This is a genomic window from Shinella sp. (assembly GCF_035998705.1).
GTDB lineage: Bacteria > Pseudomonadota > Alphaproteobacteria > Rhizobiales > Rhizobiaceae > Shinella.
In genome coordinates this window covers 139,900-154,469 of the sequence record NZ_DASYHH010000025.1, presented here as the reverse complement: position 1 = coordinate 154,469, position 14,570 = coordinate 139,900, and the positions used below count along the sequence as shown (strand labels likewise).

Genomic DNA, 14,570 nt, shown 5'->3' with positions numbered 1-14,570 from the left:
TCACCCTATGAGTATGAAATATATTTCAACTACTGAATTATATTGACATGCACTGCGCGATGCGGTTAGCTGTCCATACCGGACTTCGAGGAGGAGATCCGGATTTCAATGTGATCACCGGCGTCGTTTCGACGCCCACGGGTTTTTGGGAGGGGCTTCGGCCTCGAGGAGGACACTTGCGCACTTTTCTGAGCACGACCGCGATGGCGGTCCTTGCAGCAACGCTTTTTGCCGGTTCCGCAGCAGCCGAGACGGAAAACCCGTTCCGCTGCAAGCCGGGCGAAAAATACGTCATGAACGTCATGGTCTCGGGCGTCGAATATTGGTTCCCGGTCTATGAAATGTTCAAGCAGGCCGGCCAGCAGCTCGGCTGCGAGACGGAATATACCGGCACGCCGGAATATGACGTCAACAAGCAGATCGCGACCTTCGACCAGGCGCTCGCACAGAACCCCGCCGGCATTCTCGTTCATCCGATGAACTCCGACCCGTTCATCGAGCCGATCAACCGCGCCATCGACCAGGGCACGGCGGTCGTGACCTTTGCCGCTGACTCGCCGCTCTCCAAGCGTATTTCCTTCATCACCTCGGACAACACCCGCGAAGGCACCTATGCCGCCGACGCGATCGCCGAGAAGCTGGGCGGCAAGGGCGAATATGCGGTCCTGGAAAATCCGGGCCAGGACAACCACGACAAGCGCATCACCGCCTTCATCGCCCGCATGGAAGAGAAGTGGCCGGACATGAAGCTGGTCGGCCGCGCCGCCTCCAACCAGGATCCGACCAAGGCCTATCAGGGCCTGTCGAGCCTCATCCAGGCCAATCCGAACCTCGGTGCGGTCTTCATGCCGGAAGCCAACTCCGCCATCGGCGCGGCGCAGGCGAACAAGGAATCGGGCGGCAAGGTCCTCGTCATGTGCGCGGACGTCAACGCCAACATCCTCGACATGATCAAGGCCGGCGAAGTGTTCGGCTCGATCAACCCGAACCAGGGCATGCAGGGCTATATGGGCTTCATGCTGCTGTGGCTCGCCAAGCACCCGGAACTGATCGACCCGATGAACGACGCCAAGCGCTCGGGCTTCAACCCGATGAGCATCCCCTTCGTCGACAACGGTCTTTCGATCGTAACCGCCGAAAATGCCGACGACTTCTACTGGGACAAGTACCTGAAGCGTCGCGGCACCAAGGGCATCGAGGAGTAAGCTCCGAATACGCCATCCGCGCCTCTGGCGCGGGAGGGGGTGGGTCAGATGGCGCCACCCCCTCATCCGGCCCTTCGGGCCACCTTCTCCCCGGTGGGGAGAAGGGAAACGAGGTGTCGGCGGTCTTCCCCTTCTCCCCAACGGGGAGAAGGTCCCGGCAGGGGGATGAGGGGGCTGGTTATGGACGGCGGTCTGGTGGACAAAGGAAAAAAGACGATGGCGGAGCCGGTGCTCACCATTCACGGCGTGACCAAGCATTTCGGGGCGGTGAAGGCGTTGACGGATGTCGACTTCACGCTCGAACGCGGCGAGGTCCATGCGCTCTGCGGCGAAAACGGCGCCGGCAAGTCGACGCTGATGAACATCATCGCCGGCGTGCTGCAGCCGACCGAAGGCGAAATCCGCGTCGACGGAAAAGCGGTGCGCATCGCATCTCCTGCCGCCGCCCAGTCGCTCGGCATCGGCCTGGTGCATCAGGAAATCGCGCTCTGCCCGGATGCGACGGTCGCCGAAAACATGTTCATGGCCGCGACCAACCGCCGTCGCACACCCTTCATGAACTACCGCGCGCTGGAACGCGACGCGCAGACGGTGATGAACCGGCTTGCCGCCATCGACGTTCGCCGCAAGGTCGCAGACCTGCCGATTTCCAGCCAGCAGCTCGTCGAGATCGCCAAGGCGCTGACGCTCGACTGCCGCGTGCTGATCCTCGACGAACCGACCGCTGCCTTGACCGAAACCGAGGCCCAGCAGCTCTTCTCGATCATCCGCGACCTCAAGGCGAACGGCATATCGATCATCTATATCAGCCACCGCATGGCCGAGATCTTCAGCTTGTGTGACCGGGTCACCGTGTTCCGCGACGGCCGTTATGTCTGCACCGACCGCATTGCCGACGTGACGCCGGACGACGTGGTGCGCCGTATGGTCGGGCGCGAGATCACGCAGCTGTATCCGGACAAGCTTGCCGCGGACGAAGCGTCCGGCACCACCATCCTTGAAGTGGACCGCATCGGTGACGGCGCGCGTTTCCAGGATGTCAGCTTCAAACTGCGCAAGGGCGAAATCCTCGGCATCGGCGGCCTCATCGGCTCCGGCCGCACGGAAATCGCCGAGGGCATCTGCGGGCTGCGGCCGCGCACCGAAGGCACGGTGCGCCTGCATGGCGATACGCAGAAGATCAAGGCCTATGCCGATGCCGTGAAGGCGGGCATCGTCTACCTTTCCGAAGACCGCAAGGGGTCCGGCGTCTTTCTCGAACTGTCCATCGCGCAGAACATTTCCGTCTTGGACCTGAAGGCGCTGACCAACCCCGCCGGCCTGCTGAAACGCCGCGCGGAGACCGCATTGGCGGAGGATTTCGCCAAGCGGCTCGGCGTGCGCATGAGCGGCGTCGATGCGCCGGTCAAATCGCTCTCCGGCGGCAACCAGCAGAAGGTGGCGATCGCCAAGCAGCTCGCGGTCAAGCCGAAGGTCATCCTGATGGACGAACCGACGCGCGGTATCGATGTCGGCGCGAAGACGGAAATTCACCGCCTGCTGCGCGATCTTGCGCGCTCGGGCATCGGCATCATCGTCATCTCCTCGGAAATGCCGGAGCTGCTCGGGCTTTGCGACCGCGTGCTCGTCGTGCGCGAAGGACGCATTGCGGGCGAACTCGGTGGCGACGAGATGACGGAGGAGGCCGTGATCCGCCTGGCTTCAGGCATGGGCACGGCAAAGGCGGCAAACCATGCCGCGTGAGAAGAAACTGGGAGAGACGGGAATGGCAATCGACACGATGGCGGCAGGCGCGCCGAAGACATCGTCCTTCAAGCGCCTCGGCACGATGCGCGAGGCCGGGCTGATCGCGATCATCCTCGCGCTCTGCGTGATCATGAGCTTCGCCTCGCCACACTTCCTGACGCTCGGCAATTTCCGCGCCATGCTGATGAGCTTTTCAGTCGAAGGCATCGTCGTCGTCGGCATGACGATCCTGCTCATCGTCGGCGGCATCGATCTGGCGGTCGGCTCCGTCGTCTGCTTCGCGATGGTGCTGTCCGGCTCGCTGTTCCTCGCCGGCCTCGATCCCTGGACGGCCTCGCTGGTCGGCATCCTGGCGAGCAGCGCCATCGGCGGCATCATGGGCTTCTTCGTGACCGTCGTCGGCCTCAACCACTTCATCACGTCGCTGGCGGCCATGGTCATCGTGCGCGGCCTCTGCCTCATCATCACCAAGGGCACGCCGCTGTCGCTCTTCACGCTGCCGGCCGGTTTCAAGGCGGTGGGGCAGGGCACCTTCTACGGTGTGCCCTATGTCATCCTGATCTTCGTCGCCGTCGTCGTGCTGTTCGATTTCCTGCTGCGCCGGGCGACCGCCTTCCGCAAGGTCTTCTACACCGGCAGCAACGAGAAGGCCGCACTCTATTCCGGCATCAAGACCAACCAGGTGAAATTCTGGGTGACGGTGTTGTGCTCGACGCTCGCCGGTGTGGCAGGCGTCATCTACATGTCCCGCTTCGGTGCCGCGACCCCCACCTTCGGCGCCGGCATGGAGCTGAACATCATCGCCGCGGCCGTCATCGGCGGGGCCTCGCTCAACGGTGGCTCGGGCACCATCCTCGGCGCCATTCTCGGCATAGCACTGCTCTCTGTCGTCACCTCGTCGCTGATCCTGCTCAATGTCTCGGTTTACTGGCAGGACATGATCAAGGGCTGCATCCTGCTCGCCGCCGTCTCCATCGACCATTACATGCACAAGCGGAAGGCCGCCTGACATGCCGATCGCCAAGCTGAAACCCAAGACCACGCCGCCGCGCGAAGAGATCGTCATCGCCCGCCAGATGCACCAGGCGCTCGTGCTGCACTTCCTGGAAGGCCTGACGCAGGCGCAGATCGCCGATCAGCTCGGCCTGTCGCATGCCACCGTCAACCGCCTCATCAAGCGCGGCCGCCAGCTCGGCCTCGTCGAGATCAAGATCAAGTCGCCGGTCGAGCCGCTGGTCGATATGGAAGAGCGGCTTCTCGCACTCGGCGGCATCAGCCGCGCCGTCGTGGTGCCGACCGTCTCCGACAATCCGCAGACGGCACTTCAGGCGGTCGGCGAGGCGGCGGCCCGGCTGCTGCTCGAAGAGATCGCCGATGGCGACACGATCTGCATCACCGGCGGCAAGGGCGTCAGCGCCGTCGTCGCCGGTCTCCAGGCGCAGCGCCGCTTCGATGTCGAGGTCATTCCCGGCACGGGCTGCGTGCAGGGCAAACACTATACCGACGTCAACCACGTCTCGACGATGATGGCCGACCGGCTCGGCGGGCGCTCCTACCAGATCCACGCGCCGCTCTTCGCCGACGATGCCGCGCAGCGGGCAATGCTGATCAACATGCGCTCCGTCGCCGATGTGTTTCAGCGGGCCCGCGAGGCGAAGGTGGCGGTGGTCGGCATCGGCTCGATCCTCACGGACGATTCGAGCTATTACGACTTGCACCCGTCCTCCAGCACCGACCGCGCCGCAATCGAGCGCTCCGGTGCCAGCTGCGAACTGCTCGCCCACCTGCTCGACGATCACGGCCGGGTCTGCGACTACAGCCTCAACCGCTCGCTGGTCTCGCTGACGCTGAAGGAATTCGCGTCGATCCCGACGAAGATCGGCGTTGCGAGCGGCCCCAACAAAGCCGGGCCGATCCTCAGCGTGCTGCGCGGCAATCATCTCGACACGCTCGTCACCGACGAGGCGACCGGCGCACGCATTCTAGACATGGCATCCCAGGAAGGATTTTCCGCATGAGCGGCGAACAATTGACCCGTGACATCGGACGCTCCGGCGTCAAGGCATCCGCCGTCGGCCTCGGCACCTGGGCGATCGGCGGCTGGATGTGGGGCGGCACGGACGAGGCGGAATCGATTGCCGCAATCCAGGCCTCGCTCGATGCCGGCGTGACGCTCATCGATACGGCGCCGGCCTATGGCCTCGGCCGCTCGGAAGAGATCGTCGGCAAGGCGCTGGCCGGCCGCCGCGACAAGGCGGTGATCGCCACGAAATGCGGCCTCGTCTGGCATACTGAGAAGGGCAATCATTTCTTCGATCAGGACGGCAAGCCGGTGCACCGTTATCTGGGGCGGGACGGGATCATCCACGAGGTCGAGGAAAGCCTGCGGCGTCTCGGCACGGATTATATCGACCTCTACATTACCCACTGGCAGGACCCGACGACTCCCATCGAAGAAACCGTCGCGGCGCTGGAGGAGTTGAAAAAGGCCGGCAAGATTCGCGCGATCGGCGCGAGCAACGTCAACCGCTCGGAACTCGAACAATATATTGCCACCGGGTCGCTCGATGCGATCCAGGAGCGGTTCAGCATGATCGATCGCGAGATCGAGGCGGACCTGCTGCCGCTCACTATTAAGAACGGCGTGTCGACGCTCAGCTATTCCTCGCTGGCGCTCGGCCTGCTGTCGGGCACGATCGGGCCGGACCGGGTGTTCTCCGGTGACGACCAGCGCAAGGACAATCCGCGCTTCTCCGTCGCCAATCGCCAGAAGGCCAGGGACTTCTCCGAGGCGATCCGGCCGGTCGCGGAGCGCCACGGCGCCAGCATCGCGCAAACGGTAATCGCCTGGACGCTGGCGCAGGAAGGCGTGACCTTTGCCCTGTGTGGCGCGCGAAACCCGGCGCAGGCGATCGACAATGCGCGGGCCGGCACGCTCAGGCTTTCGCGTGACGATCTTGCGGCCATCAATGCCGCCATATCGGCGCAACTCGCCACCATGGACGGATAACGGGCTGCCATCATGAACCGGAGAGAGACAATGGACGGGCTTCGCCGGAGCCCGAAGGTGGACGTGTGCGTCCTCGGCGGCGGCATCAACGGGCTCAGCGTCTTCCGCGAGCTGGCATTGCAGGGCGTCGACGTGCTGGTCGTCGAGAAGGATGACTACTGCTCCGGCGCCAGTGCTGCGCTTTCGCGCATGGTTCACGGTGGTTTGCGTTATCTGGAGAACGGCGAGTTCAGCCTGGTGCAGGAATCGCTCGTTGAGCGCGACCGGCTGCTGCGCAACGCCCCCCACTACGTCGCGCCGCTGCCGACGACGGTGCCGATCTTCGACGTCTTTTCCGGTCTCGCCAATGGCATCGTGCGTTTCCTCGGCCTCACCCGCCGCCCCAGCCGCCGCGGCGCCATTGCCATCAAGACGGGCCTCGGCATCTATGATTTCCTGACGCGCAAACGCGCCCTGATGCCGAAACACCAGTTCCGCGGCCGCAAGGCGACGCTGGAGAAATGGCCGGCGCTCAATCCGGCGATCCGCAACTCCGCGACCTATTACGACGCCTGGGTCAGCCACCCGGAGCGTATCGGCATCGAGCTTCTGCGCGATGGCCTCTCCGCCGGGTCGAATGCCAAGGCGCTGAACTATGCGACGATAGAGCAGGCCGGTGCGGGGGAGTTTCTGCTGCGCGATGGCGTGTCCGGCGAGACGCTGTCCATCCAGCCAAGGCTGGTCATCAACGCGACCGGCGGCTGGATCGACATCGCGAACGGCACGCTGTTTCCGGAGGATGCCCGGCCCGCACCGCTGGTGGGCGGTACGAAGGGCTCGCACCTGATCATCGACAATGCCGGTCTGCGCGACATGCTCGACGGGCACATGATCTACTACGAGAACGAGGACGGGCGTATCTGCATCCTGTTCCCCTATCTCGGCAAGGTGCTGGTCGGTTCGACGGATATCCGCGTCGACGATCCCGGCACGGTGCGCTGCGAGGCGGACGAGCGGGACTATATCCTGCAATCGCTCGCGTTCGTGCTGCCGGGCGTCAAAATCCGGCCGGAAGAGATCGTCTTCCAGTTCGCCGGCGTGCGCCCGCTGCCGGCGAGCAACGACAGCTTCACCGGCCGCATCCCACGCGACCACTTTTGTACCGTGCTCGAAGGCCAGGACGGCGGGCCGCCGGTGCTCTGCATGATCGGCGGCAAATGGACGACGTTCCGCTCCTTCGGCGAGATGGCCGCGGACATGGCGCTGGAACGGCTTGGAAAGTCGCGCAAGGTCGATACGGCCGAGCGCACCATCGGCGGCGGCCGGGCGTTTCCGAAGGACGGCAGCGGCTGGGTTCGCGACCTCGCGGCCTCGACCGGGATTTCCGCGGATCGAGCCGCATCGCTATTCGAGCGCTACGGCACGGATGCCGCCGATGTCGCCCGATTCATCGCCGCGGCGCCGGATCAGCCTTTGCCACATGCCGGCTACAGCATCCGCGAACTCATCCATCTCATCCGCTGCGAAGCGGTCGAGCATCTGGACGACCTGCTGACGCGCCGCACGACGCTTGCCATTACCGGCGAACTTTCGCTGGCCATGACTGATGCCGCCCTCGCCGTGCTGGCCACTGAGAAAGGCTGGTCCGCCCAGCGCGCCGCCGACGAGCGGTCCCGTTTTCTAACCCTCATGGGTGAGCGCCATGGCGTCACCGAAAAAAGCCTTTCCGCAAGGAACGAACCAAGGAGTGAATTATGCGAGACTACCGCAAGGTCCGGATGAACCGGCTGTTCGGCAACGGCCGTTGCCTGGATGTGGCGATCGACCACGGCGTGTGCAACGAGCCGTCCTTCCTCGACGGGCTGGAGAACGTGCCCGCCGTGGTGAAGGCGCTGGTCGATGCGAAGCCCGACGCGATCCAGATGAACTACGGCCAGGCCGACCTGTTGCAGGACATCCCCGGCAAGGACAAGCCGGCGCTCGTCATGCGCATCGACATGGGCAACCCCTATAACCGCATCCGCCATCGCGACATGTGGGCCGTGTTGCAGAACGAGGCGGAGCCGCTGATCGGCGCCTTGCAGATGGATGCCGCCTGCGTCGTGGTCAACCTCTTCATGCTGCCGGACGAACCCGACCTCTTCCGCCAATGCGTGCAGAACATTTCCCGTGTTCGGGCCGACTGCGAGAAATACGGCATGCCGCTGATGATCGAGCCCCTCGTCATGCAGCCCGTGACGGAGCGCGGCGGCTATATGGTCGACGGCGATGCGGAAAAGATCGTGACCCTGACGCGGCTTGCCCGCGAGATGGGCGCCGACATCGTCAAGGCTGATCCGACGACCAATGCGGAGGATTTCCACCGTGTCGTGGAAGCGGCGCGCTGCCCGGTTCTGGTGCGCGGCGGCGGCAAGGAGGATCTTCGCGCCGTGTTCGACAAGTCGGCGGCCTTGATGCGGCAGGGCGCAGTGGGCATGGTCTATGGGCGCAACATCTACCAGCATGCCAATCCGAATGCCGTGGTGCGCGGGCTGATGGCGATCATCCACCAGGATGCGAGCGGCGAGGAAGCCTTCGCCCTTTACCAGCGGGCTTGATGGCCACGAACCTTGGGAGGGGTTCCGAATGGAAAAATATCTGCTGGGGCTCGACGCCGGCAACACCGTCATCAAGGCAGTGATTTTTGATCTGACGGGCAGGGAAGTGGCCTATGCGGGCGAGGAAGGCCATAGCCGCATGCCGCAGCCCGGCCACGTCGAGCGCGATCTCGGCGAACTCTGGGCGAATGCCAAGCGCGTCATCCGTACCTGCCTCGACAAGGCGGGCATCGCGGCGAGCGACATCGCCGCGATCGGTTGCGCCGGCCACGGCAACGGGCTTTATGCGCTCGACCGGGCCGGCGAGCCGCTCGTCGGCATCCAGTCGCTCGACACGCGCGCGACCGGCCTTGTCGAGCAATGGGCGGCGGACGGCGTCGGCAACCGGACCTATGCGATCGCCCGCCAGCGCCCCTGGCCCTCGCAGACGCCGACCCTGCTTGCCTGGTTGAAGCGCCACCGGCCGGAGCTCTTCCAGCGCATCGGCACGGTGTTCTTCTCCAAGGATTTCGTGGTCAACCGGTTGACCGGAAAGCGCGTCAGCGAGGTCTCGGACATGTCCGGCGCCGGGCTGCTCGACGTTGCCGCGCGCCGCTACGACAGGGCGCTGATGGAGGCCTATGGCCTTGGTGACTGCATGGACCTGCTGCCTCCGCTCATCGAAAGCGCCGACATTGCCGGCACGGTGACGGAGGAGGTGGCGCGGGAGACCGGGCTTGCCGCCGGCACGCCCGTTATCGGCGGGCTGTTCGATGTCGTCGCCTCGGCGCTGGGCTCCGGCGTCTCGCGCACCGGCAGCGCCTCGATCATCGCCGGCACCTGGAGCATCAACCAGGTCATCATCGATGGCCCCGATCTCGATGGGCCGGTCTTCATGTCCTCGACCTTCGATCGCACGCGCTACATGGCGATGGAAAACAGCGCCACCTCGGCCGCCAATCTCGAATGGCTGGTGCGGGAGTTCTTCGAGGGCGAACACGAGGAGGGCGTCTCGCCTTTCGACGCCTGCTGTGCCTTTGCCGCGGCGGTGGAGCCGGCGGCGGACGACCCACTTTACCACCCCTATCTCTATGGCGCCCAGCAGGACGGCCATGCACGGGCCGGTTTTTACGGCATTGCCGGCTGGCACACCAAGGGGCATCTCGTGCGCGCGCTGCTCGAAGGTGTCGCCTTCGGCCATCGCCACCATATCGAGACTATCCGCAAGGCGGGCGCCACCTTCGACGAAGCGGTATTGTCCGGCGGCGGGTCGCGCAGCAAGCTCTGGCCGCAGATCTTTGCCGATGTGCTCGGCGTGCCCGTGACCGTCGCCGTGTCGCGCGAGACGGGTGCGCTCGGCGCGGCGATTGCGGCGGGCACGGGTGTCGGCCTCTTTGCCGACTTCACGGAAGGGGCCAATGCCATGGTGCGGGTCGAGCGGCACTATAGGCCGGACGGCGCGCTTGCCGCGCATTACGAGCGCCGTTACACGCTCTACAAGGACATCACCGAGGCCATGACGCCGCTCTGGCGGCGGCTTTCGGCGAGCGAGCCGAGGGCGACGGAAGCCGCGGCCTGACCATTGCAGGCACCGGCGATATCATCGTCGGTGCCTGCCTGGCTGTGCCAAATAATGCCCGATAGAATGCAATCTCAAGGTTGTATTAGTATTTTCATCACTCTCTTGTGTTCCAATCGCCTGTACCGAAGCTATGGCATGGAATGAACGTGGTGAGACGGGTACGGCCTTTGAACGGGACGACAGCGACCGCTAACGCCAGAGGGCGGCCATGAAGCGATCCCCCAGGAGCACACTTCGCCTGCTTTCCGTCGCCTGGCCATTCGTGCTGATCGTGCTTTTGCAGACGGCGCTTGCGACGTTCAGCCTTCAGATCACCTCTTCGCTGCGTGCCTTCGTGACCGGCGAAAGCCTGTGGTCCAAGGGCCAGCACGATGCCCTCTACTACCTCAATCGCTACGCCGAATCCGGCAACCTCTCCTTCGTCGATCGCTACCATAACGCGATCGCGATACCGATGGGCGATCGCGCGGCGCGGCTCGCTCTGGAGGCCGATCCGCCGGATGTCGACGCCGCATATGAGGGCTTCCTCAAGGGCGGCAACCACCCCGACGACATACCGAGCGTCATCTGGCTTTTCCGCTATTTCCGCTGGCTGCCGGTGATGGAGGCGTGCATCCGCGACTGGCGCACGGCGGAAGGGGTCTTGATGCAGCTGCTGCCGATCGGCGAGGCGATCGACAGGTCGAAACACACCGCCGAGGTCGATCGCCGCGATATCACGCGTCAGCTCGACGAGATCAATGCGCTGGTGACGCCGCTCACCAAACGTTTCTCCGACCGTCTCGGCGAAGGCACGCGCCAGGTGCAGACCGTGCTCCTCGCCAGCAATGTGGTGATGGCGCTCATCTTCATCGTGCTCACCGTCTGGCGGCTGAACAGCTTTCTCATGCATCGGCGCAGGATCGAGGACCAGCTATCCTTCAGCGCCAATCACGATGACCTCACCGGCCTGCCCAACCGGCGGCTCTTCGAGGACGAACTCGGCCGCATGTTGAACGGGCCGCAGACCCGCCATGCGCTGATGTTCATCGATCTCGACCAGTTCAAGGCGGTCAACGACCATGGCGGCCATGCGGCGGGCGACGAGCTTCTGCGCCGGGTGGCGCGCGATCTCGTCAAGGCGATCCGCGGCACGGACCTGCTCGCAAGGCTCGGCGGCGACGAGTTCGGCATCGTGCTGCCGAACTGTTCGCCGGAAGACGCGCTTCGCATCGCCATGCGGCTTCGCGAACTCACCGAGGCGATCGATTTCGTCTGGAACGGGCATCGTTATTCGATCAGCGCCTCGGTCGGCGTGGTTCATCTCGACGAGCGCAGTTATACGCTGCAAGAGGCGCTGCGCGCCGCCGATATCGCCTGCTACATGGCGAAGGAGAAGGGGCGCAACCGCGTGCACGTCTTCGAGACGACCGACGCCGCGCAAACCCAGTTCACCGCCAATCTGCACTGGGTGCAGCGCCTGCACCGCGCGCTGGAGGAAGACAGCTTTCGACTGTTCTCCCAGGCGATCGCGCCCGTCGACGAGGCGGGCGAGGCGGAGGAACATTGCGAAATCCTGCTTCGACTGGAAGAGAACGGCAAGTTGCTGGCGCCCGGAGCCTTCATTCCGGCGGCCGAACGTTTCGGCCTGATGCCGTCGCTCGACCGCTGGGTGGTGCGCAATGCGCTCGATATCATCGGCCGGCGCCGGCGCGTGGTCTCCGGCACCTATTCCATCAATCTCAGCGGGCTGACGCTGAAGGACGACACCTTCCTGCCGTTCCTGCGCGATGCGCTGCGCCGCAGCCGCGTGCCGGCCGACGTGCTGTGCTTCGAGATCACCGAAACGAGCGCCATCGAAAACCTCGACGAGGCCATTGCCTTCATGAACGCCATGCGCGCCATGGGCTGCCGCTTCGCGCTCGACGATTTCGGCGTCGGCATGTCGTCCTTGACCTATCTGAAGCGACTGCCGGTCGATTACGTCAAGATCGACGGCAGCTTCGTGCGCGACATGCTGACGGACAAGGCGGACTGGATGACAGTCGAGATGATCAACCAGATCTCGCATCTCGCCGGGCGCAAGACGATTGCGGAATTCGTTGAAAATGCGGAGATTTTTGCCGCCTTGCGCACGATCGGCGTGGACTATGCGCAGGGCTATTCGATCGGCCGTCCGGAGCCGTTTCGCGCGGAAACGCCCGGTCTCGTCGTGCTGCCGCGCCGCGCCGACGTCGCCTAGAGCATTTCCAGGCGAAGCGGCATCGCTTCGGCGTCGGATAATGCGGCAAAAACAAATGCTCTAGCGCAGGATGTCCGCTACGCCTTTTCGGAGGCTCGCTCCAGTGCCTTCAGCATCGTGCGTTCGGCGAGGTTGAGATAGGTCTCCATCTGGGCCGCGGCCTCATGCGGCTTGTCGTTCTCGACCAGCGTGGTGATGGCGTCGTTCATCTCGACGAAGGGCGAATGCAGGTGCTCCGGGTCGTTCAACAGCCCGAAGCACAGGCGAAGCTCGGCGGCGATGCGCTCGTAGAATTCGTTGAGCCGCACGCTGTCGGAGAGGTCGATGATGGCGGCGTGAAATTTCATGTTGGCGCTGCCGACGCCGATCCAGTTCGCCGCGTCGCGCTCCCGCCGCGCCATAGTGACCGCTTCCCGCATGGCCCTGATCGCCGGATGCTGTTGCCAGGCCTGGCGCAGCGCGCCGCATTCCAGCATGCGCCGCACGCGGTAGATGTCGATGATCGAGGACATGCTGGGCACGGCAACGAAGACGCCGCGGTTCGCCTCGTGGCGCAGCAGTCCATCCTTGGTGAGCAGGCGGAAGGCCTCGCGCAGCGAATTGCGCGAGACGTCGAACCGCTCGCTGAAGGCGGCCTCCGACAGGCGCTGGCCGGGCGCGAGTTCGCCCGAGATCAGCAGCGTGCGAATGCGCCGCGCCAGTCGATCCGCAAGCGGCAGGCCATCTCCGTCGTCCGTCATTCCACTCTCCCCCGGCCCGGCATTCCCACGCCCGTAACCCTCTTTCAGAGCTGCCATTAGCACGAATGCGGGGGCGATGGAGCCGGAAATTGTGACGAATCTCGCGCTATGTGGTTGGTAAAAAGGCATAAATAAGGAACGATACAGAAATATTGTTGAACAATATTGACATTTTTGTGTAGCAGTTCATCATTCGGTCATGAAATCCGCGAGGGGCGGATGGAGTGAGAGCGGAGAAATCTCATGGAACAGAGTTCAGCTGTGCCTGCCGGCCAAGGTGTGGTCGCGCAAGGCATTCATACGGTCAAATCCCGTCGGTCGGCGCTCGTCGCCGCGATCTTCCTGATGGCGACGTCCGCCATCGGCCCAGGCTTCATCACGCAGACGGCGACCTTCACCACCCAGCTGGGTGCCGCCTTCGCCTTCGGCATCCTCGCCTCGATCATCATCGACTTCGTCGTGCAGCTCAACATCTGGCGCATCGTCACATTAACGCGCATGCGCGCCTCCGATGTCGCCAATGCCGCTATTCCCGGTTCCGGCCACCTGCTGGCCGTGCTCGTCATCGTCGGCGGGCTGTTCTTCAACATTGGCAATATCGGCGGCACGGGCCTCGGCCTCAACGCCATCTTCGGCCTCGATCCGAAGATCGGTGGCGCCATCAGCGCCGTCTTCTCGATCGGCATTTTCCTGTCGAAGCGCGCCGGCCTTGCCGTCGACCGCTTCATCATCTTCGCCGGCATCCTGATGATCGTGCTGACGCTCTACGTCGCCTTCGTCTCCGGCCCGCCGGTCGGTGATGCGCTCTTCCAGACGGTCCTGCCGGACACGATCGATTTTGCCACTATTACGACGATCGTCGGCGGCACGGTCGGCGGCTACATCACCTATTCCGGTGCGCATCGCCTGCTCGACCGCGGCATGGTCGGCGTCGAGAACCTGCCCGCCGTCAACCGCGCGGCACTGACCGGCATCGCCGTCACCGGCCTGATGCGCTACGTGCTGTTCCTCGCCATCCTCGGCGTTGTTGCCAGCGGCGTCGTCATCGACACGTCCGGTGCCAGTGCGAACCCGGCCGCGCAGGCCTTCCAGGCGGCTGCCGGCGATGTCGGCCTTCGCCTCTTCGGCATCATCTTCTGGGCTGCCGCCATCACCAGCGTCATCGGTGCTGCCTACACGTCGGTGTCCTTCATCACCGTCTTCAAGCAGGATATCACCGAACGCGCCCGCAACCTGGCGACGGTGATCTTCATCGCCATCTCGCTCGTCTGCTACCTGCTGATGACGACGCCGCCGGCCGCGATGCTGGTCTTCGTCGGCGGCCTCAACGGCCTAATCCTGCCGATCGGCCTTTCCATCTTCCTCTTCGCCGCGTGGAAGCGCGAGGACCTGATGGGCGGCTATCGTTACCCGCGCTGGCTGCTGGTGCTCGGCGTCCTGGTCTGCGCGCTGACATGGTATATGGGCTACAAGTCGGCCGGCACGATCTTCAGCCTGCTCGGTTAATGGGG

The 14,570-nt window shown here is 64.3% G+C and carries 11 protein-coding genes; 10 read left to right on the top strand and 1 reads right to left on the bottom strand.

The window, feature by feature from the left end; genetic code table 11:
- The first annotated feature begins 176 nt into the window (after positions 1–176).
- The 9 genes from VGN93_RS22090 to VGN93_RS22050 all read left to right on the top strand — a co-directional run bounded on the left by VGN93_RS22090 (position 177) and on the right by VGN93_RS22050 (position 12,319).
- Positions 177–1,205 carry a substrate-binding domain-containing protein gene (locus VGN93_RS22090; protein WP_319314325.1) on the top strand — a complete coding sequence of 343 codons (1,029 nt, stop codon included), beginning with the start codon at positions 177–179 and terminating at the stop codon, positions 1,203–1,205.
- Positions 1,206–1,421: 216 nt separating this feature from the next.
- Positions 1,422–2,948 carry a sugar ABC transporter ATP-binding protein gene (locus VGN93_RS22085; protein ID WP_327509167.1) on the top strand — a complete coding sequence of 509 codons (1,527 nt, stop codon included), beginning with the start codon at positions 1,422–1,424 and terminating at the stop codon, positions 2,946–2,948.
- Positions 2,949–2,970: 22 nt separating this feature from the next.
- Positions 2,971–3,960, top strand: a complete 990-nt coding sequence (locus VGN93_RS22080; RefSeq protein ID WP_327509166.1) for an ABC transporter permease — start codon at positions 2,971–2,973, stop codon at positions 3,958–3,960.
- A gap of 1 nt (position 3,961) precedes the next feature.
- Entirely contained in the window at positions 3,962–4,969 is a 1,008-nt protein-coding gene (locus tag VGN93_RS22075; protein ID WP_327509165.1) for a sugar-binding transcriptional regulator, read from the top strand.
- Positions 4,966–5,961 carry an aldo/keto reductase gene (locus VGN93_RS22070; RefSeq protein ID WP_327509164.1) on the top strand — a complete coding sequence of 332 codons (996 nt, stop codon included), beginning with the start codon at positions 4,966–4,968 and terminating at the stop codon, positions 5,959–5,961. The genes VGN93_RS22075 and VGN93_RS22070 overlap by 4 nt, the downstream gene beginning before the upstream one ends.
- A 12-nt stretch (positions 5,962–5,973) precedes the next feature.
- Positions 5,974–7,722, top strand: a complete 1,749-nt coding sequence (locus VGN93_RS22065; RefSeq protein WP_327509163.1) for a glycerol-3-phosphate dehydrogenase/oxidase — start codon at positions 5,974–5,976, stop codon at positions 7,720–7,722.
- Positions 7,695–8,537: a class I fructose-bisphosphate aldolase gene (locus tag VGN93_RS22060; protein ID WP_327509162.1), complete on the top strand. Its 843-nt coding sequence runs from the start codon at positions 7,695–7,697 to the stop codon at positions 8,535–8,537. Before VGN93_RS22065 ends, VGN93_RS22060 begins: the two co-directional genes overlap by 28 nt.
- A gap of 28 nt (positions 8,538–8,565) precedes the next feature.
- Entirely contained in the window at positions 8,566–10,095 is a 1,530-nt protein-coding gene (locus tag VGN93_RS22055) for an FGGY-family carbohydrate kinase (protein WP_327509161.1), read from the top strand.
- A gap of 211 nt (positions 10,096–10,306) precedes the next feature.
- Positions 10,307–12,319 (top strand): putative bifunctional diguanylate cyclase/phosphodiesterase, encoded by a 2,013-nt coding sequence (locus VGN93_RS22050; protein ID WP_327509160.1) that lies wholly within the window; start codon positions 10,307–10,309, stop codon positions 12,317–12,319.
- A gap of 77 nt (positions 12,320–12,396) precedes the next feature.
- Here the strand turns inward: VGN93_RS22050 and VGN93_RS22045 are convergent, their stop codons facing one another.
- Positions 12,397–13,059: a GntR family transcriptional regulator gene (locus VGN93_RS22045; RefSeq protein WP_319314337.1), complete on the bottom strand. Its 663-nt coding sequence runs from the start codon at positions 13,057–13,059 to the stop codon at positions 12,397–12,399.
- A 243-nt stretch (positions 13,060–13,302) separates the two neighbouring features.
- On the opposite strand from VGN93_RS22045, the gene VGN93_RS22040 reads away from it, so the two are divergent.
- Positions 13,303–14,565, top strand: coding sequence for an NRAMP family divalent metal transporter (locus tag VGN93_RS22040; protein ID WP_327509159.1), 1,263 nt, complete (start codon positions 13,303–13,305; stop codon positions 14,563–14,565).
- Positions 14,566–14,570: the final 5 nt, after the last annotated feature.

What these genes read in the sequence shown, in the direction of transcription:
- VGN93_RS22085 (WP_327509167.1), top strand. Translation starts at nt 1,422, where the DNA reads ATGGCGGAGCCGGTGCTCACCATTCACGGCGTGACCAAGCATTTCGGG.
- VGN93_RS22080 (WP_327509166.1), top strand. Translation starts at nt 2,971, where the DNA reads ATGGCAATCGACACGATGGCGGCAGGCGCGCCGAAGACATCGTCCTTC.
- VGN93_RS22075 (WP_327509165.1), top strand. Translation starts at nt 3,962, where the DNA reads ATGCCGATCGCCAAGCTGAAACCCAAGACCACGCCGCCGCGCGAAGAG.
- VGN93_RS22070 (WP_327509164.1), top strand. Translation starts at nt 4,966, where the DNA reads ATGAGCGGCGAACAATTGACCCGTGACATCGGACGCTCCGGCGTCAAG.
- VGN93_RS22065 (WP_327509163.1), top strand. Translation starts at nt 5,974, where the DNA reads ATGAACCGGAGAGAGACAATGGACGGGCTTCGCCGGAGCCCGAAGGTG.
- VGN93_RS22060 (WP_327509162.1), top strand. Translation starts at nt 7,695, where the DNA reads ATGCGAGACTACCGCAAGGTCCGGATGAACCGGCTGTTCGGCAACGGC.
- VGN93_RS22055 (WP_327509161.1), top strand. Translation starts at nt 8,566, where the DNA reads ATGGAAAAATATCTGCTGGGGCTCGACGCCGGCAACACCGTCATCAAG.
- VGN93_RS22050 (WP_327509160.1), top strand. Translation starts at nt 10,307, where the DNA reads ATGAAGCGATCCCCCAGGAGCACACTTCGCCTGCTTTCCGTCGCCTGG.
- VGN93_RS22045 (WP_319314337.1), bottom strand. Translation starts at nt 13,059, where the DNA reads ATGACGGACGACGGAGATGGCCTGCCGCTTGCGGATCGACTGGCGCGG.
- VGN93_RS22040 (WP_327509159.1), top strand. Translation starts at nt 13,303, where the DNA reads ATGGAACAGAGTTCAGCTGTGCCTGCCGGCCAAGGTGTGGTCGCGCAA.